This is a genomic window from Pigmentiphaga kullae, assembly GCF_004216695.1.
GTDB lineage: Bacteria > Pseudomonadota > Gammaproteobacteria > Burkholderiales > Burkholderiaceae_B > Pigmentiphaga > Pigmentiphaga kullae.
On record NZ_SGXC01000002.1, the window covers coordinates 805,958 to 831,318 of the forward strand.

The window sequence follows — 25,361 nt, forward strand, 5'->3', positions numbered from 1 at the left end:
CCACTACTCCTACAGGATCGAAAGCATGCAATCCCCCATCCATCCCGGCAAGGTCGCATGGACCGGAGACAACCCCGGCATCTATCTGAAGGAAACCGACGACGGCCCCTGGACCGGCCTGGCCACCTACTTCCGCATCAACTACTCGCCCTTCGGGCTGGGCCGCGGCGTGCTGCTGCTCGAGCAGCCCGACGAGGCCGCCACCCTGCCCCGCGCCTGCAACGTCTGCATCACCGACAACGAACCGCTGGCCCGGTATCTGATGGCCGGTTTCTTCTCGAAGTTCGCCTCTTTTCGGGTGTCGGCGGGCACGCAGGCCGTAAGTTACCTGCCGCTGCTGGAAGCCCGCTCCGCCGGCGACACCCGGTCGCGCTACCAGGAGATCCTGCGCTCGGCGGAACTGGAAGTGGTCATGACCTGGGACGGGCTGACCGAGCCCTATGCCGTGGATATGCCGCCCGAAAAAGGGCCGACGCAGCGGCATGAGATGTACAGCCTGTTCATCGACGCGGCCAGCGCCGGCATCACCGTGAACGGACGGCCCCTGCGGGGCCGCGTCACCACCCGCAACTTCGATGGCGGCAAGAAGAGCTCCGCGTTCCTGGCCTTCTCGGAATCGTGGATGGAAATGCCAGCGGACGAGGCCGCAAGGGGGACGCCGTAATGACCGAATTCCTGCAATACCTCGTCTCGGGACTGGTGGTGGGCTGTATCTACGGCCTAATCGCCATCGGTTTCACAGCCGTCTACAACGTCACCAACATCGTCAACTTCGCCCAAGGCGAGTCGGCGATGCTGGCGGCGCTCGGCACCTCGACGCTGCTGGCCGCCGGCGTGCCGCTGCTGGCGGCCGCGGCATGCTGCGTGCTGCTGGTCGGCCTGCTGGGCATGGCCATCGAGCGCTACGCGCTGCGGCCGGTCGGCGGCGACGCGCTGCGCGGCATCATCCTCACGATAGGCGTCAGCGTGGTATTGCAGGGTTCGGCCGTCGTGGCCTGGGGCACGGACGCGCACGCGCTGCCGGCGTTCTCGGGCTCGGCCTCGGTTCACCTGGGCGGGGTGGCGGTACCGCCCCAGGTGTTCTGGGTGCTGGGCACCAGCGTGGTGCTGATGGCCCTGCTCTATCTGTTCCTGACCCGCACCTACCTCGGGCGCACCTTCCGCGCCTGTGCGATGAATCCGCAGGCCGCCTCGCTGATGGGCATTCCCTCCGGCGCCATGCGGGCCCTGGGCTTTTTCCTGTCGGGCACCGTGGGCGCGATCGCCGGCATCATCATCGCCCCCATCGCGCTCATGCAGTACGACAGCGGCGCGGCGCTGGGCATCAAGGGCTTCGTCGCCTGCATCATCGGCGGTTTCGGCAATCCGGTGGGCGCGGCCGTGGGCGGCATCTTCCTCGGCCTGCTGGAGGCCTTCTCGGCCGGCTATCTCAGCTCCGGTTTCAAGAACGCCATCGCCTTCGTGCTCCTGCTTCTGTTCCTCGTGGCCCGCCCCGGCGGCCTGTTCGGCGAATTCGACATGGTGAAGCGATGAAAAGCCTGCCTCCGCTCGCGCTGACCGGCCTCCTGGGTCTGGTCTTCCTGTTCGGCAACAACTACGTGCTGAACCTGTTCGTGGTGTGCGCGCTGTGCGCCCTGCCCGCCGTCGGTCTGTCGCTGCTGGTCGGGCACTGCGGGCAGGTGTCGCTGGGTCACGCCGCCTTCGTCGGCATCGGCGCCTATGCCGCGGCCATCGCCTCCGAGCGCCTGGGCCTGGATCCCTGGCTGGCGGTGGCGGCCGCCACCGCGCTGTCCGCCGCCGCGGCCTGGGCCGTGGGCCGGATGGTGTTCCGGCTGCGCGGCCACCACCTGGCCATGGCGACCCTGGCCCTGGGCATGATCGTGCACACCGTGCTGGCCGAATGGAAACCCGTCACGGGCGGTCCGGACGGCATCTCCGTCAGCTCGACCCTGCATGTCGCCGGCTTCGAGCTCGCTTCCGACCAGGCCTTCTTCATCGTGGGCTGGATCGCCGCCATCGCCGCACTGGTCCTGGCCGACAATCTGATCCGCTCGCCCTTCGGCCTGGCGCTGCGCGTGGTCGGCGAGAACGAGCGCGTGGCCGGTTCGATAGGTATCGCCCCCGCCCGCGTCAAGCGTGCGGTGATGGCCGCCAGCGGCGCGCTGGCCGGATTGTCCGGTGCGCTCTACGCGTTCTGGATGGGCTACATCAGCCCGGATCCGTTCAACGTGGCGTATTCGATCAAGCTGTTGCTGGTCGTCGCGCTGAGCGGCTTCACCGGCACCTGGCGCGTGCTGGGCGGCGTGTTCTTCGTCGTGCTGGTCAGCGAAGGCCTGAAATCCTTCGGCAGCCTGGACGTCGTGATCTACGGCCTGCTCCTGATCGCCACCATGCTGTATCCACGCTGCAAGGCGGGCGAGGCGGTGCGCGCCTTCCTGCGCCGCCGCGCCGAGGACAAGCGCAAGGTTTCCTCCATCATCGAGGCCAAGGCATGACCCAGACCCCTTCCCCCTTGCTGGAAGTCGAGGACGTCGCCATCCGCTTCGGCGGCCTGCAGGCCCTGGACGCCGTGTCATTCGACGTGCGGCGCGGCGAGATCCTGGCCCTGATCGGCCCCAACGGCGCCGGCAAGTCCACCCTGCTGAACGTCATCTCCGGAACATTGCGGCCGGATCGCGGGCGCGTGCGCTTCAAGGGCGAGGACGTGACCGGCCTGCCCGACCACGAAATCAATGCCCGCGGCCTGGCTCGCACTTTCCAGGCGGCCGAGATCCTGGCGGGCCTGACCGTGCGCGAGAACGTCATGGCCGCCGGCGTGCGCGGCGCCCGTAGCGGCTTCGCTGCGGGGCTGATAGGGCTGGGCTGGAAAACCGGCAACGCGGCCGACCTGCCCGGCCTGGCTGCACGCCACCTGGAGGCGGTGGGACTGGCCTCGATGGCCGACGCCTCGGCCTCGCAACTGACCGCCGGGCAGCAGCGCCTGCTGGCGGTGGCGAGGGCCCTGGCCTCGGGCGCCGAACTGCTGTATCTGGACGAACCGGGCGCAGGGCTCAACGGCGCTGAAAAGGACATGCTGGCCGAGGCCATCCTGAACATACGCGGGCGCGGCATCACGGTGGTGTTCGTCGAGCATGACCTGGCCTTCGTCGGCAAGCTGGCCGAGCGCATCGTCGTGCTGCACCACGGCCGCGTGCTGGCGCGGGGCGAAGCGGCCGAGGTGCGGGCCGACCCGCGAGTCGTGGCGGCCTACCTGGGCAACACAGAGATCCCCGAGGGGATGCGCGGCGCCGCGCCATCCGGGCAGGCGCGCACCGCGCTCGTGCTGGAGAACCTGTCGGTACGTTACGGAGCGCTGGAGGCGCTGGTCGACGTCAGCCTTCACGTGCGCGAAGGCGAGATCGTGTCGCTGATCGGCGCCAACGGCGCCGGCAAGTCCACCCTGCTCAAGGCCATCGTGGGCCAGGTGCGGCCGCTCGCAGGCAGGCTGGTGTTCGAGCAGCGCGACTTGTCGCGCGTCGCGCCCGAACTGCGCGCGGGCCTGGGCATCGCGCTGGCGCCCGAGGGACGGTCGCTGTTTCCCAGCCTGAGCGTGGAGGAGAACCTGATGATGGGCTTCTATCCGCGCATGCGCCGCGCGGGCGTGCTGCAGTTGCTGGCACCGCGCCGCGAGACGGCCGAGGCGATGCGCGGGACCATGGAGGAAGTCACCACCCTGTTCCCGCGCCTGGCCGAGCGACTGCACCAACCGGCGGGGACGCTGTCCGGCGGCGAAGGCCAGATGCTGGCCATCGGCCGCGCGCTGATGAGCGGCCCGCGCCTGCTCATGCTGGACGAACCCTCGTTCGGGCTCGCACCGCAAGTCGCGCGCGAGATCCTGGAGTCGCTGCCACGCCTGACCGAACGCGGCCTGTCCATCCTGCTGATCGAACAGAATGCCCGCGCGGCCTTGCAAGTCTCGGACCGTGGCTATGTGCTGGTCAACGGCCGCCTCGCGGCCGAGGACAGCAGCGCGAACCTGCTGCGCCGCGACGACATCGGCGACGCCTACCTGGGCTGGAACGGCGAGAAACGGAGGCTGAGCGCATGAACACAAAGTCTGCCTACGAGGCCGACGCCGCGGCCTTCGCGGCGATGATGGCCGTGCGTCCCGTGCTGACGGGGCTGCTGCCCGCGGCCTCCGCCTTCGACTATCCGGAACACACGCTGCTGCATGCTGGACCACCGTTCGCCGACATGCGCGAGGTGCCCGAGCCGGTGCTCAATTCCGCCGTGAACGCAGCCCTGTTCGAAGGCTGGGCCCAGGACCGGGCCGGCGCGCTGTACGCGCTGCGCAGCGGCCAGATCACGCTGCGGCCGGCGCAGGATTTTCGCTGCGTCGTGCCCCTGGCCGGCATGCTCTCGCCCGGTCAGATGGTGCAGGCGGTCGCCGACCCGGCCAGCGGCCGCCGCTGCTTCGCGCCCCTGAACGGCGGCAACGCGTGGCCCATGCGCCTGGGGATGCCCCGACCCGAGGTCCTCGAGCACTTGCGCTGGCTCAACGGCGAGTTCGCCGGCATGGTGCGCGCGGGCTGCGAGTCGGGCCTGGAGTTGCTGGCGATCGCCGACCTCGCGCTGTCGCGCGGAGACGACTGCCATGGCCGCACCGCGGCCGGCACGGCGATCCTGGCCGAGCGGCTGCGGATGGCCTCTCCCACCCCGAGCGAAGCGGAGCCGGCCTGGCGCTACCTGGACGAGTCGCCCGGCTTCTTTCTGAACCTGTGGATGGCCGCCGCCAAGCTCATCCTGTCCGCGGCCGAAGGCGTGCCCGGGGCCAGCCTGATCACCGCCATGGGCGGCAACGGCGTGAGGGTAGGCATCCAGGTCGCCGGCCGGCCGGGCACGTGGATCACCCAGCCGGCCCTGCCGCCGCGGGGAACGCTGGCCTCCGGACACAGCGCCGCCGACGCCCTGCCCGCCATCGGCGACAGCGCCGTGGTCGAGGCACTGGGCCTGGGAGGCATGGCCATGTCCTATGCGCCCGAACAGCAGCGCGCGCTGGCGGCGTTCATGCCCGAGCCTTCCGAGGCGCTCGCCGCCTCGCTGCTGATGGGCGCCCATCCCGCCATGGATATCACGGCCCCGCGCATGGGGCTGTCCGCCCGCAGGGTGGCCGACACGGGCAAGACGCCCGTGGTCGCCCTGGGCATACTCGACGTCCGGGGCATACACGGACGTCTCGGAGGAGGCATCTGGCACGCCTCGCCGGAGCCGTTCCTCCAGGCGCTGTCGCACATCCAACCCAGCAACCCCCAAGGGGAGTCCCTATGAAGCTCTGGAAATACGCAGTCGTCGCCCTTGCCGCCCTATCCACCCTTCCCGCCTCCGCCCAGGACCTCAAGATCGGCGCCTTGCTGGAGACATCGGGCGCCGTCGCCTCGCTGGGGCAGCCCACGCTGGAGGGCGCGCAACTGGCGGTCGACCAGATGAACGCGCGCGGCGGCATCGGCGGCCGCAAGGTGTCGCTGGTCAACCTGAACAGCGAAAGCGACAACACCAAGACTGTCTCCGGCGCGCGCCGGCTGCTGTCGCAGGAAAAAGTCTCGGCCGTTATCGGCCCCAGCAGCTCGGGATCGAACTTCGCCGTGGCCGATGTCTTCGAACGGGCCCGCGTCCCGATGATCGCCAATGGCGCCAGCCGCGGCATCGTGCTGCCGCCGGAGAAACGCCGCTACATCTTCATCGCGCCGCTGACCGATCAGATCGTGCAGACGGTCATGTTGCAGGACATGCAGGGCCGCGGCATCAAGCGCGTGGCCATGCTGAACTCGGACGTGGCCTTCGGCACCAACGGCCGCGACACGCTGGCGGCGCTGGCCGGCCAGTACGGCATCGAGGTCGTCGCCAACGAGACCTTCGGCAACGCCGATACCGACATGACGCCGCAACTGGCCAAGCTGCGCGGCACCACGGCGCAGGCCATCGTGCTGTGGGCCACCGGGCCGGGCCTGGCCATCGCCACCCGCAACCATCGCGCGCTGGGCATCGACACGCCGTTGTACGTCACGCACGCGGCCAATGACTTCAACTACCTGCGGCTGGCCGGCGACGCCGCCAACGGCATCCTGCTGCCATCCTCCAAACTGTACGTGGCGGCCTCGCTGCCCGATGCCGATCCGCAGAAGAAGGTGCTGCAGGACTTCCTGGCCGCCTACCAGCAGAAATACGGCAAACCGCCGTCGACCTTCGCCGCGAATGGCTTCGACTCGGCCAATCTGCTGCTGCACGCGATGCGGACGGCAGGCGCCGATGCCTCGGCGATCCGCGACGAGCTGGAGAAAGACACGCGCTACGTGGGCGTCACCGCCGTCTACGCCTACGGCCCCACGGACCACTTCGGCGCGCAGCCCGACAGCGTGCGCATGCTGACAGTCAGGAGCGGCGGGTTCCAGCTGGCCTCGGCGCCCTGACGGTCATTGCGCCTGGATGAGCAGGTCGTCGACCAGCACGGAGATCTGCTCGACGATGGCCGCCGCGACGCGAGGATAGTGATAGCGATAGGAATACGCCACCACGATATTGGGTTGACGCACATGCGACTCGAAGGCGCGCGACACGATGCTGCCCACGCCCGGCAGCACGTAGGGCGGACAGAAGTTGAGCAGCGAGAAGCCATGCCCGGCGGCCACCATGCCCAGCAGCATGCCGATGGACGACACGGCCTGGGCGATGCGGGGCATGACACCGTTGGAACTGAACGCGGTCAGCATGTATTCGCGAGTGCGCGGCAGGTCCAGCAATACCAGCGGTTCGGTATTGAGGTCCGCCGTCGTCAGCGAGCCCCGGTCGGCCAGCCTGTGCTCGGACGGCAGCACGACCTGCAGCGGCGCCGGGCGGAGCGTGACTACCTGCACGCCCGACGGGATCTCGAAGTCGTAGAGCACGGCCAGGTCCAGCGAGCCGGTGCGCAGCCCTTCAAGCAGGTATTCGTGATGGCCTTCGTTCCAGGTCAGGCGAGCGCCGGGCAGTTGTTCGCGCACGTGGCGCAACAGCGGCGGCACCACGAAGGGCGCGAAGGTCGTCAGGCAGCCCACCCGCACCTGGCCGCGCAGGTCGCCGCGTTCGAGCACGCTGTCGCTGCCCAGGCCCCAGGCATCCTGCAGGATGCGCCGGCACTGGACCGCGAAGGCGCTGCCGTACTCGGTCAGGATCAGGCCGCGGGCATGGCGCCGCCGGAACAACTGCGTGCCCAGCGTGGCTTCGAGGTGCGCGATCGCGGCCGATACCGCGGGCGCCGAGACGTGCAGGGCCTGCGCCGCCTGCTGCACGGATTGATGCTGCGCGGCGGCCAGGAAATAGGAAAGCTGCCTGAGCGAGAAGTCGGGCGCCCGCAGCGCGCCTTCGAGCTGGGGGTCGGGCGACCCGTGGACATTCTGGAGCACGGTTGATCCTGATGGTGGCCGCGGACAGGGTCACGCGCGCCGGCGGACAGACGAGTCGATTCAAGGTACAGAGGAAAGCCATCGATGACAACCGGGATTCCCCCCTCTTCCCCCGGCGCGGGACGCCTTCTGATCGAGGTGCGGCGCATAGCGCCGGACCTGGCTTCGGCGCTGGTACCCGGCGTCCCGGTCGTGGGTCGTGTCCTGCGCGAGGCGACGGGTGGCCCGGCCGCCGGCGCCCGCGTGGCCGCGATGGCGCCCGACGCCGGCATCCCGGGGATGGCCGTCGCCGTCGATGGCGCGCTGCCCGTTCCCGCCACGCTGGACGATGGTGCCGCCCTGCTGCTGCCCGCGCTGTGGCCGGTGGTCTGGTGGACGCTGGCCGACCGGCGCCTGGCCCGCCCCGGCGACACGGTGCTGGTACACGACGCCGATACGCCCTGGGGTCTGCTGATGACGGCCCTGTCCCGCGAACTGGGCGTCCACCCACTCGCGGCAACGGCCACGAGCGACGGCATGCGGCAGGCGATGCGGGCCGGCGCGCACGATGGCGCGCTGTACACGACGGACTGGCCGGTGCTGCTGCGCGAACATGGCGGCGCCGACGTGGTGCTCGATCCTTCCCATGGCCAGCATCTGCCAGCGTCGCTGGGCTGCGCCCGGCAGGGCGCACGGCTGGCCGCGCTGGGCATCGTCACAGCGGGCCAGGACATCGCGATGCCGCTATCGGCGCTGCGCCGGCGCAATGCGAGCCTGCACGCCATCCGGTGGGACCCCGTCCGCCACCGGACCCACGCCGCGCGCGCGGCACGCGAATTGCCCGCCCTGGTCGAGCACGTGCGTGATGCGCTCGACGCTTCTCTCAACCTTCTCTGCATGCAATGAACGACGACACTCATTCCCTCCCACCGCTCGCCATCGAACTGCGCGCCGCACTCGACGGACATCGGCACACCGCGCTCGACGCCGTCGGGCAATGCCTGGCGCGCATCGAGGCCGACGAGCCCACGATACGGGCCTGGCGCGCGATCGATCCCGACCATGCGCGAATGCAGGCGCGCCGCATCGACAGCAGGGGCGCGGTCGGCCCGCTTGTGGGCATCCCGCTGGCGGTGAAGGACATCTTCCTGACACAGGATTTCCCCACCCGCTGCGGCTCCCCCGTCTACGAGGATGGCCTGGACGGCGCCGATGCCGCCTGCGTGGCGGCCGCGCGTGCGGCCGGCGCGGTGGTGATGGGCAAGACCGTCACCACCGAGTTCGCCTATTTCAACCCCGGCCCGACCGCCAATCCGTGCAACCCGCGGCACACGCCGGGCGGCTCCTCCAGCGGCTCCGCGGCCGCGGTGGCCAGCGGCATGGTGCCGCTGGCGTTCGGTTCGCAGACCGCCGGCTCGCTGATCCGGCCAGCCTCCTATTGCGGGGTGTTCGGACTGAAAGCCACGTTCGGATGCCACGACCTGGCCGGCGCGAAGGGCCTTTCGCCGTCGCTCGACACCCTGGGATGGCTGGCGCGCGACGCCGACGACCTGGAGCTGATGCGCAGCGCGCTGTCGGGCGAGGCCTACCGCGCCCTGCCCATGCATCGCCAGCCCGGGCAGCTTCGCCTGGGCGTGTGCCGCACCTGGGAATGGCCGGCCATCGATCCGGCGGGCGCCCGGGCCTTTGAAGACGCGGAGCTGCGTTGCCGGGAAGCCGGCGTCCAGGTACGTCGCCTGGAACTACCGCAGGCATGGCAACCGCTCGCGCAGGCGCAGAAGACCATCATGGCCTTCGAAACCGCTCGCAGCCTGTCCATGGAATGGCAAGACCATCGGCATCAGTTGAGCGCGGCCCTGCGCGGCTTGATCGAGGAAGGCCTGGCCTGCGCCCAGGCCGACTATGCCGCGGCCCAGGCTCTGGCGCGGGCGGCCCGCCAGGAACTGGACGGCCTGATGGCCGGCGTCGACGCGCTGCTGGTGCCCAGTGCCCCGGGCGCCGCCCCGCTGGGCCTGGACGCGACCGGCGATCCGGTCTTCTGCCGGATCTGGACGCTGCTCGGCCCGCCCTGCGTGAACGTACCGGGCCTGCACGCCCCGGACGGCCTGCCCATCGGCATGCAGCTCGTCGGCCGCAGCGGGCGGGACCGCGACCTGCTCGCGCTCGCCGCGTCTCTCCATACGATCCTGTCACGGGAAGGATTGCAGTCATGAAGCTCTTGATACAAGAGGTGCGGACGCTCACGTCCGAGATCCGGGGGTTCGTCCTGGCCCTGCCCGATGCGGGACCGCTGCCCCGGTACGCGCCCGGCGCGCACGTCCGGGTGCAGGTCGCACTGCCCGACGGCCGCATCGACCTGCGGGAATACTCCCTGCTGGGCGACGGCGGCGACGAGCGCCGCTACGAGATCGCCGTGCTGCGATGCGCCGACGGCCGCGGCGGCTCGGCCTGGATGCACGAGCGCCAGGCCGGCGACATGCTGGACGTGCTGCCGCCCGCGAACCACTTCGCGCTGGCGGACGAGGCCCGGGAACACTTGCTCATCGCGGGGGGCATAGGCATCACACCCATTCTTTCCATGGCGCGCGGCCTGCGACGGTCGGGAGCGGCCTTCGAGCTGCACTATGCGGCCCGCACGGCGAGCCACATGGCCTTGCGCGACGAAGCGCGGGCAACGGGCGAGGGCGTCCGCCTGTACTACGACGATGCCGAGCCGCTGCGCGACGCGCTACCGGGGCTGCTGGCCGGATACCGGCCCGGGCGGCACCTGTACGTTTGCGGCCCCCAGGCCCTGATCGCCGGCGTGGTCTCCGGCGCGGCGGCCGCCGGCTGGCCCGCCTCGCACGTGCACTACGAACTCTTCGCCGGCGCCTTGTCGCTGGGCGACGACCAGCCCTTCGAGCTGGTGGCCCGTGCGTCCGGGACCACGGTACGGGTCGAAGCCGGCCAGACCATGCTGGACGCGCTGCTGGCGGCGGGCATCGAGCCGCTGTACGACTGCCGGCGCGGGGAATGCGGCATGTGCGTGACGCCCGTGGCCGAAGGCGAGCCCGATCACCGAGACCACTATCTGTCGGCGCGCGAACGGGCCGCGGGGGATGTGGTGTGCGTATGCGTCTCGCGCGCGCGCACGCCCACGCTGGTCCTGGATATCTGATCCGCCCTGGCGTATCAATAGGTATCGAACGCGGCCTGGATGTCGTCCGTGCCGGCGCCCAGCGCCAGCATCAGCAGCACGCGCGCCTTCCACGGCGACAGCGTGCCGGCGCCCGGCAGCCCGCCCGAGGCAGCGACGCAGCCGCTGCCCGTGCGGGTCGCGCGGACCACGGCCACGCCGCCCTGCCGCAATTCGTCCAGCGCTTCCTGGGCATCGGCGCTGGCCGAGCCGTTGCCGGTCCCGGCCCAGACCAGCCCGCGCGCGCCGGTGGCCGCCACGGCCCGGATCAGCGCAGCCGAACCGCCGGCATAGCCGGCCAGCACCTCGACCTGCGGCAGCGGCGTGGCGGCCGTGAACGGCGTGGCGCGCGTGTGCGGACGTTCCGGGCGGCCCATCCATGCGACCCGGCCATCCTGGACCCAGCCCAGCGCGCCGGCATTCGGCGCCGCGAAGGCGTCGGGCCGGTTGGCATTTGTCTTGGCCGCGTCTCGTGCGCACAGGATCTGGTGATTCAGCGCCACCAGCACGCCGCGTCCGGCGGCCTGCGGGGCGGCCGCCACCGTGACGGCGTCCAGCAGGTTCAGCGGACCATCGGGGGACAACGCGGTGGCCGGGCGCATCGCGCCCACCAGCACCACCGGCCTGTCGGTCTTGAGCGCCAGGTGCAGGTAATAGGCGGTTTCCTCGAGCGTGTCCGTGCCGTGGGTCACCACCACGCCGTCGGCGCCGCCGTCGAGCAGGGCCTGCACCCGCGCGGCCAGCGACTGCCAGAAAGCGGGCGTGGCGTTCTTGCTGTCGATGGCGGCGAACTGCTCGGCCTGGATGGCGGCCACCTCGTCCAGGCCCGGCACGCGGGCGCACAGCTCGGCCACGTCCAGCGCGCCGGCGGCATAGGCCATCGTGGACTGGGGACGGGCGCCGGCCCCGGCGATGGTGCCGCCGGTGGCGACGATGCAAAGGCGCGGCAGGGACATGGCGGGCGTGCACAGGAGGACGAGAGCCCGATGATACCCGTGGCCGGATTGGCGTTCCCGCGACAGTTGCGTTTTCTGCTTGCGCCGCGCGTCGATACTGTATAAAAATACAGTTACTGGATAAAACCACAGAAGCCCGACACGCGCCGTCGCCACCCGGTGGCGGGCGCCCCGCCACGGAGCCCCAGATGTCCAAGCTGACCGCACGCCAACAAGAAATCCTGGATCTCATCCGCCAGGCCATCGTCAAGACCGGCTTTCCCCCCACCCGGGCCGAAATCGCCCAGGCATTGGGCTTTCGCTCGCCCAACGCGGCCGAGGAACACCTGAAGGCGCTGGCGCGCAAGGGAGTGCTCGAATTGTCCGCGGGCACCTCCCGCGGGATACGGCTGAAAGACCCGGTCACGGCCGAACCGCCGCTCCAGCTCACCCATCCCGTGCTGGCGCAGCTGGTCCTGCCGCTGGTGGGCCGGGTCGCGGCAGGCAGCCCCATCCTGGCCACCGAGCACATAGACAAGGAAATCGGCGTCGACGAGGCCCTGTTCTCGCAGCGGCCCGACTACCTGCTCAAGGTGCGCGGCAACAGCATGCGCGACGCCGGCATCCTCGACGGCGATCTGCTGGCCGTCAAGAAAACCGCCCAGGCCCGCGACGGGCAGATCATCGTGGCCCGCCTGGGCGACGACGTCACCGTCAAGGAACTGCGCTACACCGAAACCGGCCTGAGCCTGCTGCCGGCCAATCCGGACTTCCAACCCATCGAAGTCGATCGCGAGCGCGACGATTTCGCGCTCGAGGGCATCGCGGTCGGCCTGATCCGGGCCGGCCTGGTGCATTGAAGACCCAGACGGACGACCATCATGAAACACAGCACGCCCAGCTCCAGTCTTTCCAGCGGATTTCCCGCGCTCGACGCCGCCCTGCCCCAGGCCGGATGGCCCGTTGGCGCATTGACGGAAATCCTGGTCCCGCGCGTCGGGCACGGCGAATTGAATCTGCTCGGCCCGCTGCTGGGCCGGCTCACCAAGGCCGGCCGCACCGTGGCCCTGCTGGTGCCGCCCTATCTGTCCTACGCCCCCGCGTTGATCCAGCACGGCGTCGCGCTGGAATGCGTCAAGCTCGTACGCACCGATCATCCCCTGGATGGCCTGGAACAGCTGGAAGCCGGCGTGCGGGCGGGCGAGTTCGCCGCGCTGGTCGCCATCCTGCCCCCCGAGCAGGCCGCCGCGCAATCCGAAAGCAGCGTCCGCCGGCTGTACATGGCCGCGCGGCTGTCCGGGTGCCCGGCCTTCCTGTTCCATACCTGCAGCACGCCCGCTACGACCTCGGCATCCCAATTGCGGTTGCTGGCGGACATGAGCCAGCCCGGCCAGATCCGGCTCCAGCGCATCGCCCCCACGGCCGAAGGCAGCGAAGGCGCGGTCACGCTGGATATCGGCCAGCAAACAGCGCGCGCGGGCTTCAAGCCGGGCTTCAAGCGTGCGGCCGGGCTCGCGGTGGCGGGAACCCATACGCGCACCGCCGAAGAAACGGACACGCATGGCACGGACGCCGACACGCTGCCGGCGCAACGGCCCACCCACCCGCGTACCGGACAGCATGCACCGCACGCCAAGCCGATCCCGGCCAATCGCAGCCCGTGGCCGTTCAAGCAGCGTCGTGGCGCAAGCAGCAGCCGCGGCTATCCATCCGCGCTGGCACTGCTGTTTTCCCGCGGCTGGAACGCCTGAATCTCCCTTGGACACCCGCGGCGGAATCGGCCGCCGCGGTGCTCGCGCCCGAATGCTCCATTGCCCACGAATGTCGAAAATTCGTGGGCTTTTTTATGTCTCGTTGAGTTGTTGTACGCCCGCCATAACCCCCCGTTTGGAGTATGAATTTTTTCGTACTCGTTGCTAGGCTGGTTGCTCCATTCCCCTCGCTGCGCCAACCCCGGAAGAGGCCATCATGCAAGCGAAATCCAACGTCATCCATACCCTTGCGGTACTTGCCACGGCTGCGGCCGCATCCTTCTGGTGTGCCAGCGCGGCTGCCCAAGGAGTCTCGATCGGAGGCTCGGGTTCAAGCTCGGGTTCGGACGGCCCCCGCGCCATCGAGGAACAGTCCGCAGCCATCAGCTACAGCTCTCGCGCGGCGGCCTGCGCGCGGGCCAAGTCCCGCGCCTCGGAGTTCGCCCAGCGCAAGAGCAACTTCAAGGACATCAGTATGGGCGCCTGCGACTGCTCCTCCACCAAGACCAAGCCGTGGCAGCCGGCATTGCAGGCTCAATACGCGATGGAAACAGGCATGCCCCCTCCTACAGGTCCTGTCGACACCCACGAATGCACGGTCACCGCCCGCATTTCGTTCAAGTAGCCGCCAGAGGCCAGCCATGAAGACACGCGGGAAAATCAGGGGCCGAGCAATGGCGGCAATGGCCGGTTTGATCGCATGGGCGGCATGCTGGCCGGCTTATGCCTTTAGCGATTCAGATCCACTTCAGCTGAAATGCGTGGGGGAAAGAAGCGATGGCTTCAGGACCCATATATTCATAAACATCGGCATGAGGTTCGAGATCAGGAACCGATCCAATGAATTGGTTTATGACATACAGAAAGACAATGGCTATGGAACCCCCGGCGACTACTCTCAAGACTACGAAGTCCTGTCCGAAAGAATCGTTTTCCACAGCAGGCTGATCAGCAACAAAAGAATGTACACCCGAGGGGAAATCAATAGAAAAACCGGCCGAATAAGCATTGAAACCACGGAGATGGCTAACAACTTCAGCGGTGTATGCAGCGTGGGAAGCTATGTCCCCGACACCAAGTTTTGAGAACAGGCCAGGCAAGATGAACAAGCTCCCTCTTCTGGGCCTGGCCCTGACCGCCTCCGTCTTTTCCTCCGGGCTGGCCGCGCAAAGCGTGATCCTGCTGAAATGCGAACAGACCGCGGCCAACAATCCAGCGTTGCAATGGACGTCATCGCTGGAAGTCAACGTCTCGGAAAAGAAATTGACCTACGATGGCCAGGCCCTGCAACTAGGCAGGAAGACCGAGCGAACCGATGTCAAGAACGGAGAAAACCTGCGCTGGGAATACAGCATCACCGAATGGTCCGACAGCGGAATCGCCTGGGAATTCCGGTTCCATATGAATGGAATACCCAAAGCAGAACCGACGCGCTACCGCCTGGACAGGATCAGCGGCAAGTTGAGCGGGCCCCATTCCAGCGGCCCGTGCCGGAGGATCGAGGCATCCGAGAAATTGTTCTAGAGCCGAAGCCTACTTCGCTACCCGCTGCCTGAGCGTTTCGTACATGCAGACGGCCGACGCCACGCTGACGTTCAGGCTCTCCACGGACCCTTGCATGGGAATCCGGACCAGTTGATCGCAGGTCTCGCGGGTCAGGCGACGCATGCCCTCGCCTTCGGCCCCCATGACCCAGGCGATGGGCTGGCGAGCGTCCACGTCGTACATGGTCTCGGTGGCTTCGTCGTCGGTGCCGACCACCCAGACGCCGCGCTCTTTCAGGCTGCGCAGCGTCCGCGCCAGATTGGTCACGGTCAGGTAGGGAACGCTGTCGGCGGCGCCGCAGGCCACGCGCTGAACGGTCGTGTTCAGGCCCACGGCGCGGTCGCGGGGAGCGATCACGGCGTGGACGCCGGCCCCGTCCGCGGTTCGCAGGCAGGCGCCCAGGTTGTGCGGATCGGTGACGCCGTCCAGTACCAGCAGGAAGGCCGGGCCGTCGGCATCGTCGAGCACTTCGTCCACGTCCATCGCCAGTTCCAGCGATTCCGCCAGCGCGACCACGCCCTGGTGGCGCTGGCCCTTGGCCAGCCCGTCCAGGCGCGTCTGCGCCACGGGATGCACCTTGCATCCGGCGGCCTGGGCCTGTTCGACCAGCGTCAACATGCGTCGGTCGCGGCGCGCTTCCTCGACGTAGATATCCTTGATCGACGCCGGCGCATGGCGCAGCCGTGCGGCCACCGCGTGGAATCCGACCAAAACCTGGCTCGCTGCCATCTTTCACCCCAACGTAGATGCATGCCGCAACACGGCAGAAACGACGCGGCGCTGCCCCAGGCAGCGCCGCAATGCCGCTATTAGACCAGAGATTCAGTGCCGCTTGCCGCGACCGTGCTTGGCCGCCGCGCGCTTGCCGCTGCGCGCGCTGGCGGGCTTCTCCGGAGCGGCGTGCTTCTTGGGCGCGGCCTTCTTGCCCTTGGGCATCTTGGACATGTCGGTCAGCAGCACCGCCTTGGGCTTGGCCGGCTTGCGCTCGGGCGCGGGGGCGCTGTCACGCTTGATGGCCTTGCGCAGTCCCTCGTAGGTCACGCCCTTGACCAGCTTGAACTCGATGCGGCGGGCCTCGAGGTCGACACGCGCCACCTGTACCTGCACCTTGTCGGTCAGGCGATAGCGCATGCCGGTTCGTTCGCCGCGCAGTTCGTGCAGGCCGTCGTTGAACTGGAAGTATTCCGCGCCCAGCTCGGACACGTGCACCAGGCCCTCGACGTGGAGCTCGTCCAGCGTGACGAACACGCCGAAGGGCGCGACGCCGGTGACCGTGCCGCTGAAGACGTCGCCCACGCGCTCGCGCATGTACCAGCACTTGAGCCAGGCCTCGACATCGCGCGAGGCATCGTCGGCGCGGCGTTCGTTGGCCGAGCAGAACAGGCCCAGCTTTTCCCACAGCGCGTGTTCCTGCTCCTTGGCCGTACCCGGCATCACCGGCATATCTTCCAGCGCGTTGGGAACGTATCGCTTGCCATGCAGCAGCGCCTTGATCACCCGGTGGGTCAGCAGGTCGGGATAGCGCCGGATGGGTGAAGTGAAGTGGGCATAGGCCGGATAGGCCAGGCCGAAGTGACCCGCGTTGTCCGGGCTGTACATGGCCTGTTGCATGGACCGCAGCGCCATGGTTTGCAGCAGCGGCGCATCCGGCCGGTTCTTGGCGCTGGCCAGCAGCGCCGAATAATCGGCCGCGGTCGGCTTGTCGCCGCCCCCCAGCGACAGGCCGAGCGTCTTCAGGAAGTCGCGCAGGGCCTGCAGCTTTTCGGGGGTGGGCCCTTCGTGGATACGGAACAGCCCCGGATGCTTGCTGCGCTCCATGAAGTCCGCCGCGCAGGTATTGGCTGCCAGCATGCATTCCTCGATCAGCTTGTGGGCATCGTTGCGTACGTAGGGAATGATGCTCTGGATGCGGCCCAGTTCGTTGCAGACGATCTTGGTCTCGACCGTGTCGAAATCGATCGCCCCCCGCTTCTCGCGGGCCTGCGCCAGCAGTTGGAACAACGCGTACAGATCGTGGATCTGCGGCAATACGTCCGCATGCTTGCGCGCGGCCGGCCCGTCCGGCTGCTGCAGCGCGGCCCAGACCTCGGTATAGGTGGTGCGCGCATGCGAATGCATGACGGCGTTGTAGAACTGGTAGGCCTGCACCGTGCCGGCCTTGGCGCCGGTGGCGGGAATCACCATGTCGCACACCAGCACCAGGCGGTCGACGCTGGGATTGAGCGAACACAGGCCGTTGGAGAGCTTCTCCGGCAGCATGGGAATGACCTTGCGCGGGAAGTACACGCTGGTGCTGCGCTCCAGCGCGTCGGCGTCCAGCGCGTCGCCGGGCGTGACGTAGTGCGCCACGTCGGCGATGGCGACGATCAGCCGCCACCCTGCCCGCTTGCGGGTTCCCGTGCCCAGTTCCACGCGCTCGCAATAGACCGCGTCGTCGAAATCGCGGGCATCCTCGCCGTCGATGGTGATCAGCGGCACGTCCCGCAGATCGTAGCGGCCAGCCAGGTCGCCCTTGACCACCTCGGCGGGCAGGCGCTCGGCGCGCGCCAGCGCCTTGTCCGAAAACTCATGCGGCACGTCGAACTTGCGGACGGCGATCTCGATTTCCATGCCCGGATCGTCGATCTCGCCCAGGATCTCGACCACGCGGCCCAGCGGCTGTGTGTGCCGGGTGGGCTGTTCGATGATCTCGACCGTGACGACCTGGCCGTGCTGGGCCTGGGCGGTTTCGCCGGGCGGCACGAGGATGTCGTGCTTGATCCGCTGGTCCTCGGGCACGACCAGGGTCAGGCCGCGCTCGTTCAGGAAGCGCCCCACCAGCTTGTTGGTGCGCCGCTCCAGCACCTCGACGATGGTGCCTTCGGGCTTGCCGCGGTAGTCGCTGCCGGCCGGCCGCACCAGCACGCGGTCGCCGTGCAGGACTTTCAGCATTTCCTTGGGCGGCAGGAAAAGGTCGGTCTGGCCGTCGTCGCGGATCAGGAAGCCGAAGCCGTCGCGGTGCCCCTGCACGCGGCCAGCGATGAAGTCGAGCTTGGTCGACAACAGCAGCGCACCCTTGCGGTTCTGCATCAACTGGCCGTCGCGCTCCATGGCGGCGAGCCGGCGCTCGAACCCCACGCTGCCCGGGTCCACACCCAGTCGACGTGCCAGTTCCGCCGGAGCGATGGGGGCATTCGCCTCCCGCAGCAATCCCAGGATTTGCTCGCGGGTGGGCACGTCGGGATCGAAGTCCGCGGGCGTGGAGGGAAGATTGTTATGGGATCGAGTTGTCAAAGTGTCAGGTTCTCTTTATAATGCGCAGCTTCTGTTGCTACTGCCCCGCATGCAACGGTACACGCAAGGAATAACTTGAGTTTACCGCAGCAAATGTTAGGTAGTTGCGACAATGCCCAGATGGCGGAATTGGTAGACGCACTAGTTTCAGGTACTAGCGCTTAGCGGCGTGGAGGTTCGAGTCCTCTTCTGGGCACCAATTCTTTGGCAGGCGCAAGCCTTCCAGGTAGTTGGAATACCCGCTCAAAGGGTTTTTAGTTGTGCAGCAGTGCCCAGGTGGCGGAATTGGTAGACGCACTAGTTTCAGGTACTAGCGCTTAACGGCGTGGAGGTTCGAGTCCTCTCCTGGGCACCACTGATAAGCAAAACCCCGCAACTCCAGTTGGCGGGGTTTTTTGTTGCCTGCCCGCATCAGGGCCTCAGTCGATGCGGATGTTGGCCGCCTTCACCACGTCGGCGTACTTGCGCAGATCGGCTTCGATCTGGCCGCGGAACTCCGCCGGCGTATTACCCGAGGCGACGATGCCCAGCCCCGCCAGGCGTTCCTTGACCTCGGGCTGGAACACCGCGGCGCGGATCTCCCGTTGCAGGCGATCGACGATCGCCTGAGGTGTGCCCGCCGGCGCCAGGATGCCTATCCAGGATGTGACCTCGAAGCCCGGCACCGTCTCGGCCACCGTGGGTACGTCCGGCAGCGATGCCAGGCGCTGCGCGCTGGACACCGCCACGGCGCGCATCTGGCCGCGCTGGATGAAGGGATAGGCTCCCGCCACGGCCGTGTAGAGCATGGGCAGCGTTCCGCCGACCACGTCGGCCATGGCCTGCCCGCCGCCCTTGTAGGGGATGTGGACGAAGTTGGCGCCGGTGCGGACCCTCAGCAGCTCGCCCGCCAGGTGCGGCGTGCTGCCGGTGCCGGCGCTGCCGTACGAGACACCGGCCGGGTTGCGCTTGGAATAGGCGACCAGCGACGCGAAATCGGTCACCGGCAGCGCGGGGTTGGTCACGATGACCAGCGCGGCATCGCCGATCTTGCTGACGGGCGCCAGGTCGCGCAAGGTGTCGAACGGTACCTTGGCATAGACGTGCGGGTTGATGACCAGCGTGCCGTCGAAGCCGACCACCAGCGTATAGCCGTCGGGCGGGGCCGTGGCCGCGAGCTGGGTGCCGATGTTGCCTGACGCTCCGGGCTTGTTCTCGACCACCACCTGCTGGCCCAGCCGATGGCTCAGGTGCTCGGCCACGATGCGGGCGCCGGTGTCGGTCACGCCGCCGGGCGCGAAGGGCACGATCAGCCTGATCGGCTTGGCGGGGTAGTCCCCGGCGCGGACGTCGCCGGCCGCCAGGCACAGCGCGGCCACCAAGGGCGCGGAAAACGCGGATAGCCATCGTATCGCCATGTTGTCTCCTCCTTGTGTTGGTATTGTCGTCAGCCGATCACGCCCTGCTCGCGCAGGCCGGCCAGCCTGTCCGGCGCATAGCCCAGCCAGCCGCCCAGCACGGCGTCGGTCTGCTCGCCCAGCCGCGGCGGCGTGCCGAAGGATGCCGGCGCCGCGCCCGAGAGCTTGACCGGATTGCCCGGCATGCGCAGCGACGTGCCGTCCGGCAGCGGCACTTCCGCCACCATGTCCCGCGCCACGACCTGGGGGTCGGCCAGCGCCTGCGCGAAGTCGTTGACCGGGCCGCAGGGAATGCGGGCCGCTTCCAGCCGCGCGAGCCAATGGGAGGTGGGCTGCCTGCGCAGCTCGGCCGAAATGATTTCGTCGATGCGCGCCTTGTCGGCGAATCGCACCGGCTGCTGGCGATACTCGGGCCGCCGCAGTTCGGGCACGTCGATGAATTCCACGAAGCGCTCGAAGAAGGCATCGCCGATGCAGGCGATGATGATGTGGCCGTCCGCCGTCGGATAGCAGTTGTAGGGCACGTGCACGAAATGGCCGTTGCCTATGCCCTCGGGGATCTGGCCGGACATGAAGTACATCGTGGCCATGTAGTTCAGCAGCGAGATCTGCACGTCCAGCATGGCGATGTCGACGTGCTGTCCCCTGCCCGTCTGTTCGCGCTCGACCAGCGCCGCCAGCACGCCTATCGCGCCGAAGGTGCCGCCGCCCAGGTCGCCGATGGGAATGCCGCTGCGTATCGGCCCGGTGGCCGGCGTGCCGGTGATCGACATGCCTCCGCCCATGGCCTGCACCACCTGGTCGAAGGCCGGACGCTGCGTGGCCGGCCCGGTCTGCCCGAACCCCGTCACCGAGCAGGTGACGATGCGCGGGTTGACCTTGGACAGCGACGCATGGTCGATGCCCAGCCTTTCGGTCACCCCCACGCTGAAGTTGTCGAATACGACGTCGGCGCGCCGCACCAGGTCCAGGAAGACTTCGCGGCCCGCCGGCAGCTTCAGGTCGACGCAGACGCTTTCCTTGTTCCGGTTCAGCGTGACGTAATAGGCGCCCATGCCGTCTCGCGAATGCTGCGGGTCGTTCTCGAGCAGCCGGCGCGTGCCCTCGCCTCGCCCCGGGGGTTCGACCTTGATGGTGCGGGCGCCCAGGTCGGCCAGCAGCATGGTGCCGTACGGCCCCGAAAGCATGTGGGTCAGATCCAGTACGGTGATGTGTTCCAGGGCCAATCCGGTATCTCCTTGAAGACGATACCGGGACTGTGCAATCCTCGTGCCACCTGCGGATTCCGCGCCAAGGTCTTGATTCATCGGCGTTTTCCCGGGTTGGCGACTTTGTCCGGACGTTTCATGGAACAATCGTGAGACAGACAAGACGTCGCACCAAGACACGACCATGGCCCCCTTCTCCTCGCCTCCCACCGGGCTGCCTCGCCTGTGTTTCGTCAGCTACCGGCACATCCGCGAACTGGCCATGCCGGTCGTCGCCGAATATGCGCAGCGGGCGCGGATCGAGGTCGTCGATGCCACCTTCGGCGACGCCCTGGCCCTGGCGCAGGACCGGGTCGAACGCGGCATGGCCGATGCGTTCGTCAGCGCCGGCTCGAACGCCGCCATCCTGCGGGCCGGCCTGCAGGCGCCGGTGGCCACCATCCACCTGGGCGGCTTCGACCTGTTGCAGGCGCTGATCCAGGCGCGCCGGATCGCCGATCGCGTCGGCGTGGTGATGTACGGCCAGACCATCCCCGAGCTGGACGACGTCAAGGACCTGCTCAACATCGGCATCAGCCAGCACGCCTATCGGACGCCGGACGACGCACGGCTTCGCTTCGAGACGCTGCGCCAGGAGGGATACCGGGTCATCGTGGGCTCCAGCCTGGTGGTGGAGCTGGCCGAGCAAGCCGGGCTGCGCGGCCTGCTGGCCTATTCCCTGGCCAGCATCCGCAAGGGCTTCGACGATGCCCTGGAACTGGCCCGGGTGGCGCGCCTGGAGGCGGGCCGCTACGAGCAGTTGCACAGCGTGCTGCACAACCTGCAGGAAGCCGTGGTGGCGGTCGATCGCGAAGACCGCATCATCGCCATCAATCCGCCGATGCGGCAGTTGCTCGGCAAGCCCGACGCGCTGCTGCGGGGGCGGCCGCTGGGCGAACTGGAACCGGCGCTGTCCCTGCGCGCCACGCTGGCCAGCGGCCGCCAGGAACGGGCCATCGCGCTGCGCTTCGGGCAGCGCGACTGGGTGGCCGACCGCACGCTGATACGGGAACATGGAGACATCGCGGGCGCGGCGCTGACGCTGCACGATGCGAACGTCATCCAGGCGGCCGACGCCAGCCTGCGCATCCTGCAGCGGCGCCAGCAGCACACGGCCCGCCATACCTTCGCCAGCCTGGCCGGAGGCAGCCAGGCCATGCGCACGGCCGTCGCCAGCGCCCACCGCTACGCGCGCACGGACCTGGGGGTATTGATCACCGGGGAAAGCGGCGTGGGCAAAGAGTTGTTCGCCCAGGCCATCCACAACGAAAGCCGGCGGGCCGGGCGCCCCTTCGTGGCCGTCAACTGCGCCTCGTTTCCGGAATCGCTGCTGGAAAGCGAACTGTTCGGCCACGAGGAAGGCGCCTTCACCGGATCGCGGCGCGGCGGCAAGTGCGGCCTGTTCGAGGCGGCCCATACCGGCACGCTGTTCCTGGACGAGATCGGCGACATGCCCATGCCCCTGCAGACCCGGCTGTTGCGTGTCTTGCAGGAACGGGAGGTCATGCGCCTGGGCGCGACCGCGCCGCTGCCCATCGACGTACGCGTGGTCGCCGCCACGCATCAACCGCTGGAAGCGCTGATCGAGCAGGGGCGGTTCCGGCGCGACCTGTATTACCGCCTCAACATCCTGCGCCTGGCCCTGCCCGCGCTGCGTGAACGCCGGGAGGACATTCCCGCGCTCATCCTGCCCATGGCCGACCGCTGCCTGAAGCGCCTGGGTTCATCCCTGGACGCCGCCGTCGCGCTTGCGCCGTGGATGGACGCGCTGCGCCGCTACCACTGGCCCGGCAACGTCCGCGAACTGGAGAACCTGGCCGAGCGGATCGCCGTGACGCTGGCGCAGTATGCCGATGCGCGCGACATCCCGTTCGACGCGCTGGCCCACGACTGCCCGGAACTGTTTCATGCCGGGGCCGGCCCGGCTGCCGCGGAGCGCCCGCTGGCGCAGCGCGTGCGCGCGGCGCTGGCGCAGGCGGGCGGCCGCCGGGCTGAAGCCGCCCGCCTGCTGGGCGTCAGCCGTTCGACGCTGTGGCGGTGGCTGGCCGAGCAGGAGGTCGGCACAGATACGGCCGAGGAACCTAGGCTGCCGCGACCGATGACCGGGCCTGTCTGACCAGCATCACCGGCACCGACGAAAGCCGCACCACCTGCTCGGCATCGCTGCCTATCAGCACGCGGTCGACGCCGCGCCGGCCATGGGTTCCCATGACGATGGCATCCACGCCGCTCTTGGCCGCCTGGCCGGCGATCAATTCCGAGGCCCGGGTGCCGCGGCTCTCCAGCAGCACGGTGTCCACCTCGATGCCCTGCGACTCGATCTCGGCCCGGGTCTCGTCCAGCAGGTCCTGGCCCGCCTTCAGGAACATGGGCCGGACCTCCTTGATGTAGACCACCGGGCTGGGCCGGCCCCAGATATGTTCGAGTTCGTCCACGACGTGCAGGAGCTCGATCCTGGCGCCGCTCAGGCGCGCCAGCATCACGGCTTCCTCCAGCGCCAGGCGGGACGTGGCGCTGCCGTCGATGGGAACGAGTAGCTTCGTGTACATGGTTGCTCCTGTCGACCGGACGTCGTAGGCGATCTGCAGTCGTGCATGCTACGCCGGGTTTATTGCACACACTTTGAGTCAGATCAATCGCCGCGGCCTGAAACAAAAAAGCCCGGCCGGGATGACTCCCAACCGGGCTTCTTGCGCAACCGGCGACGTCAGTCGCTCTTGCCCTTGCGCACCCAGGCTTCGAGCTGGTAAGGCCGGATGCTGTCGTAGTCCTCGAAGGGCTGATGTATCCACGGATTCGTCGGCAGCTTCTGCACATAGTAGTCCGGCACCACCTTGGAGTGCCCCTTGAACCACAGCACGGCCGTGCGCATTTCCGTGATGGCCGAGAACTGTTGCAGCAGGTGCTGGTGCACGCGGTCGAAGGTCACGCCGGTGTCGACCATGTCGTCCACCAGCAGCACCCTGCCTTCCAGCGTACCGCGCGTGATCGTGATGAACTGCGCGATGTCCAGCCGCCCCTGCTCGGTGCCCGCCGCCTCGCGGTAGCTGCTGGTGGCCAGGATGCCCAGCGGCACGTCGTAGATGCGCGACAGCACGTCACCCACGCGCATTCCGCCGCGGGCCAGGCAGACGATCTGGTCGAACTTCCAGCCCGACTGGTGGACCTGCAGGCCCAGTTGCTCGATGAGTTGGTTGTAGCGGTCCCAGCTGATCCAGAGATCTTTGTCGGTATCTTGCTGCATGGCGTCCGGATACTGCAAAAAAGCCCCGGATCAACCGGGGCGTCAGGATGGAATTCGGACCCGATCAGGCCTTGAAGGGATGCCGCAGCACGATGGTTTCCGTACGGTCCGGACCGGTCGATACCAGGTCGATCGGCACGCCGCAGACTTCGGCCATCCGCTCCAGGTAGCGTCGGGCATTGACCGGAAGTTTATCGTATTCGGTCACGCCGACGGTGGATTCGCTCCAGCCCGGCATTTCCTCCAGGACGGGCTCGCTGCTGGCCACGGCCGCCGCCCCGTAGGGCAGCACGTCGCGGAATTCGCCGTTGACGCGATAGCCGACGCCCAGCTTGATGGTTTCCAGGCCGTCCAGCACGTCCAGCTTGGTGATGCACAGACCCGAGATGCCGTTCAGGCGGATCGAGCGCTTGAGCGCGGCGCCGTCGAACCAGCCGCAGCGGCGCGGCCGGCCGGTGACCGAGCCGAATTCCTTGCCGACCGAGGCCAGACGCGCGCCGATGTCGTCGTCCAGTTCGGTCGGGAACGGGCCCGAGCCCACGCGGGTGGCATAGGCCTTGGTGATGCCCAGCACATACTCGAGCTTCTGCGGTCCGACGCCCGAGCCCGCCGAGGCCGCGCCGGCCACGCAGTTGCTGCTGGTGACGTAGGGATAGGTGCCGTGGTCCACGTCCAGCAGCGCGCCCTGCGCGCCTTCGAACAGCAGCTTCTGGCCGCCGGCCGAGGCTTCATACAGCGCGTTGGCGACGTCGGCCACCATGGGCTTGAGCACCGGCGCCAGCGCCATGGCCTGGTCGCGTACCTGCGCGGCGTCCACGGCCTGGGCGCCCAGGTACTGGGTCAGTACGAAGTTGTGGTAGTCCAGCGCCTCTTCCAGCTTGGCGTCGAAGGAGGCCGGGTCGTACAGGTCCTGGACGCGGATGGCGCGGCGCGCGACCTTGTCCTCGTAGGCCGGGCCGATGCCGCGGCCGGTCGTGCCGATCTTGCCGGCGCCCTTGCGGGCCTCGCGCGCCTGGTCGACGGCGACGTGGTACGGCAGGATCAGCGGGCAGGCCTCGGACACGCGCAGGCGGGCGCGCACCTCGACGCCGGCGGCCTCGAGTTCCTCGATCTCGCGCAGCAGCGCCTCGGGCGACAGCACCACGCCATTGCCGATGTAGCAGGTCATGCCGGGGTGCATGATGCCCGACGGGATCAGGCGCAGAATGGTCTTCTTGCCGGCGATCCACAGGGTATGGCCGGCATTGTGGCCGCCCTGGAAACGCACCACCCCTTGGGCGGACTCCGCCAGCCAGTCGACGATCTTGCCTTTGCCTTCGTCACCCCACTGGGTGCCGATAACCACGACGTTGTTAGCCATGTTGCTTCTGCTTCTCTAAATTCCGCCCGCGACGGGC

24 protein-coding genes and 2 tRNA genes are annotated in these 25,361 nt (G+C 68.4%); 16 read left to right on the forward strand and 10 right to left on the reverse strand.

The features are described from left to right. Window positions 1–25 precede the first annotated feature (25 nt). From EV675_RS18130 to EV675_RS18155, 6 genes are read left to right on the forward strand one after another with little or no spacing between them, the layout of a single operon-like run. On the forward strand, window positions 26–664 hold the full coding sequence (locus tag EV675_RS18130; RefSeq protein ID WP_130358603.1) for a hypothetical protein: 639 nt from the start codon (window positions 26–28) through the stop codon (window positions 662–664). Beyond that, entirely contained in the window at window positions 664–1,533 is an 870-nt protein-coding gene (locus EV675_RS18135) for a branched-chain amino acid ABC transporter permease (RefSeq protein WP_130358604.1), read from the forward strand. Before EV675_RS18130 ends, EV675_RS18135 begins: the two co-directional genes overlap by 1 nt. After that, window positions 1,530–2,495, forward strand: coding sequence for a branched-chain amino acid ABC transporter permease (locus tag EV675_RS18140; RefSeq protein WP_130358605.1), 966 nt, complete (start codon window positions 1,530–1,532; stop codon window positions 2,493–2,495). The genes EV675_RS18135 and EV675_RS18140 overlap by 4 nt, the downstream gene beginning before the upstream one ends. Continuing rightward, window positions 2,492–4,087 (forward strand): ATP-binding cassette domain-containing protein, encoded by a 1,596-nt coding sequence (locus tag EV675_RS18145; protein ID WP_130358606.1) that lies wholly within the window; start codon window positions 2,492–2,494, stop codon window positions 4,085–4,087. The genes EV675_RS18140 and EV675_RS18145 overlap by 4 nt, the downstream gene beginning before the upstream one ends. Beyond that, window positions 4,084–5,307, forward strand: coding sequence for a YlbE family protein (locus EV675_RS18150; RefSeq protein WP_130358607.1), 1,224 nt, complete (start codon window positions 4,084–4,086; stop codon window positions 5,305–5,307). The genes EV675_RS18145 and EV675_RS18150 overlap by 4 nt, the downstream gene beginning before the upstream one ends. Next, window positions 5,304–6,446 carry an ABC transporter substrate-binding protein gene (locus EV675_RS18155; protein WP_130358608.1) on the forward strand — a complete coding sequence of 381 codons (1,143 nt, stop codon included), beginning with the start codon at window positions 5,304–5,306 and terminating at the stop codon, window positions 6,444–6,446. The genes EV675_RS18150 and EV675_RS18155 overlap by 4 nt, the downstream gene beginning before the upstream one ends. Window positions 6,447–6,449: 3 nt before the next feature. Here the strand turns inward: EV675_RS18155 and EV675_RS18160 are convergent, their stop codons facing one another. Continuing rightward, on the reverse strand, window positions 6,450–7,418 hold the full coding sequence (locus EV675_RS18160; protein ID WP_242621491.1) for a LysR family transcriptional regulator: 969 nt from the start codon (window positions 7,416–7,418) through the stop codon (window positions 6,450–6,452). An 84-nt stretch (window positions 7,419–7,502) separates the two neighbouring features. On the opposite strand from EV675_RS18160, the gene EV675_RS18165 reads away from it, so the two are divergent. Genes EV675_RS18165 through EV675_RS18175 form a run of 3 tightly spaced genes read left to right on the forward strand, consistent with a single transcriptional unit; the run spans window position 7,503 to window position 10,554 of the window. After that, entirely contained in the window at window positions 7,503–8,303 is an 801-nt protein-coding gene (locus EV675_RS18165; protein WP_130358609.1) for an MDR/zinc-dependent alcohol dehydrogenase-like family protein, read from the forward strand. Beyond that, window positions 8,300–9,610, forward strand: coding sequence for an amidase (locus tag EV675_RS18170; RefSeq protein ID WP_130358610.1), 1,311 nt, complete (start codon window positions 8,300–8,302; stop codon window positions 9,608–9,610). The genes EV675_RS18165 and EV675_RS18170 overlap by 4 nt, the downstream gene beginning before the upstream one ends. Continuing rightward, window positions 9,607–10,554, forward strand: a complete 948-nt coding sequence (locus EV675_RS18175; RefSeq protein ID WP_130358611.1) for a PDR/VanB family oxidoreductase — start codon at window positions 9,607–9,609, stop codon at window positions 10,552–10,554. Before EV675_RS18170 ends, EV675_RS18175 begins: the two co-directional genes overlap by 4 nt. A 14-nt stretch (window positions 10,555–10,568) precedes the next feature. On the opposite strand, the gene EV675_RS18180 is transcribed toward EV675_RS18175, so the two are convergent. Then, the gene (locus tag EV675_RS18180) at window positions 10,569–11,528 is read right to left on the reverse strand and encodes an asparaginase (RefSeq protein ID WP_130358612.1); all 960 of its coding nucleotides are present in this window, start codon (window positions 11,526–11,528) and stop codon (window positions 10,569–10,571) included. A gap of 188 nt (window positions 11,529–11,716) precedes the next feature. On the opposite strand from EV675_RS18180, the gene lexA reads away from it, so the two are divergent. The 3 genes from lexA (at window position 11,717) to EV675_RS18195 (ending at window position 13,883) form a co-directional block, all read left to right on the forward strand. Continuing rightward, window positions 11,717–12,367 (forward strand): transcriptional repressor LexA, encoded by a 651-nt coding sequence (lexA, locus tag EV675_RS18185; protein WP_130358613.1) that lies wholly within the window; start codon window positions 11,717–11,719, stop codon window positions 12,365–12,367. A 21-nt stretch (window positions 12,368–12,388) separates the two neighbouring features. Beyond that, window positions 12,389–13,258 (forward strand): hypothetical protein, encoded by an 870-nt coding sequence (locus EV675_RS18190; RefSeq protein WP_130358614.1) that lies wholly within the window; start codon window positions 12,389–12,391, stop codon window positions 13,256–13,258. A 217-nt stretch (window positions 13,259–13,475) separates the two neighbouring features. Continuing rightward, window positions 13,476–13,883, forward strand: coding sequence for a hypothetical protein (locus EV675_RS18195; RefSeq protein WP_130358615.1), 408 nt, complete (start codon window positions 13,476–13,478; stop codon window positions 13,881–13,883). A gap of 112 nt (window positions 13,884–13,995) precedes the next feature. Here the strand turns inward: EV675_RS18195 and EV675_RS18200 are convergent, their stop codons facing one another. Then, the gene (locus EV675_RS18200; protein ID WP_130358616.1) at window positions 13,996–14,367 is read right to left on the reverse strand and encodes a hypothetical protein; all 372 of its coding nucleotides are present in this window, start codon (window positions 14,365–14,367) and stop codon (window positions 13,996–13,998) included. Here EV675_RS18200 and EV675_RS18205 point away from each other — a divergent pair. Then, entirely contained in the window at window positions 14,360–14,782 is a 423-nt protein-coding gene (locus EV675_RS18205; protein ID WP_130358617.1) for a hypothetical protein, read from the forward strand. The two genes, EV675_RS18200 and EV675_RS18205, sit on opposite strands and share 8 nt — an antisense overlap. A gap of 9 nt (window positions 14,783–14,791) precedes the next feature. Here the strand turns inward: EV675_RS18205 and rlmB are convergent, their stop codons facing one another. After that, entirely contained in the window at window positions 14,792–15,532 is a 741-nt protein-coding gene (gene rlmB / locus EV675_RS18210) for a 23S rRNA (guanosine(2251)-2'-O)-methyltransferase RlmB (protein WP_130358618.1), read from the reverse strand. Between the two features lie 93 nt (window positions 15,533–15,625). After that, the gene (gene rnr, locus EV675_RS18215; RefSeq protein ID WP_130358619.1) at window positions 15,626–18,076 is read right to left on the reverse strand and encodes a ribonuclease R; all 2,451 of its coding nucleotides are present in this window, start codon (window positions 18,074–18,076) and stop codon (window positions 15,626–15,628) included. 114 nt (window positions 18,077–18,190) lie between these two features. Here rnr and EV675_RS18220 point away from each other — a divergent pair. Both EV675_RS18220 and EV675_RS18225 read left to right on the forward strand, forming a co-directional pair. Next, a tRNA-Leu gene (locus EV675_RS18220) sits at window positions 18,191–18,275 on the forward strand. A 71-nt stretch (window positions 18,276–18,346) separates the two neighbouring features. Then, window positions 18,347–18,431 (forward strand) — tRNA-Leu (locus EV675_RS18225). Between the two features lie 64 nt (window positions 18,432–18,495). Here EV675_RS18225 and EV675_RS18230 read toward each other — a convergent pair. Both EV675_RS18230 and EV675_RS18235 read right to left on the reverse strand, forming a co-directional pair. Next, on the reverse strand, window positions 18,496–19,473 hold the full coding sequence (locus EV675_RS18230; RefSeq protein WP_130358620.1) for a Bug family tripartite tricarboxylate transporter substrate binding protein: 978 nt from the start codon (window positions 19,471–19,473) through the stop codon (window positions 18,496–18,498). A 29-nt stretch (window positions 19,474–19,502) separates the two neighbouring features. Next, window positions 19,503–20,699, reverse strand: coding sequence for a CaiB/BaiF CoA transferase family protein (locus EV675_RS18235; protein WP_130358621.1), 1,197 nt, complete (start codon window positions 20,697–20,699; stop codon window positions 19,503–19,505). A gap of 166 nt (window positions 20,700–20,865) precedes the next feature. Here EV675_RS18235 and prpR point away from each other — a divergent pair, with 166 nt between their 5' ends. Continuing rightward, window positions 20,866–22,836, forward strand: coding sequence for a propionate catabolism operon regulatory protein PrpR (gene prpR, locus EV675_RS18240; protein ID WP_130358622.1), 1,971 nt, complete (start codon window positions 20,866–20,868; stop codon window positions 22,834–22,836). On the opposite strand, the gene EV675_RS18245 is transcribed toward prpR, so the two are convergent. The 3 genes from EV675_RS18245 to EV675_RS18255 form a co-directional block, all read right to left on the reverse strand. Further along, entirely contained in the window at window positions 22,802–23,269 is a 468-nt protein-coding gene (locus tag EV675_RS18245) for a universal stress protein (protein ID WP_130358623.1), read from the reverse strand. The two genes, prpR and EV675_RS18245, sit on opposite strands and share 35 nt — an antisense overlap. A 158-nt stretch (window positions 23,270–23,427) precedes the next feature. After that, window positions 23,428–23,964, reverse strand: a complete 537-nt coding sequence (locus EV675_RS18250) for a phosphoribosyltransferase (RefSeq protein ID WP_130358624.1) — start codon at window positions 23,962–23,964, stop codon at window positions 23,428–23,430. Between the two features lie 64 nt (window positions 23,965–24,028). After that, window positions 24,029–25,324 (reverse strand): adenylosuccinate synthase, encoded by a 1,296-nt coding sequence (locus EV675_RS18255; RefSeq protein WP_130358625.1) that lies wholly within the window; start codon window positions 25,322–25,324, stop codon window positions 24,029–24,031. Window positions 25,325–25,361: the final 37 nt, after the last annotated feature.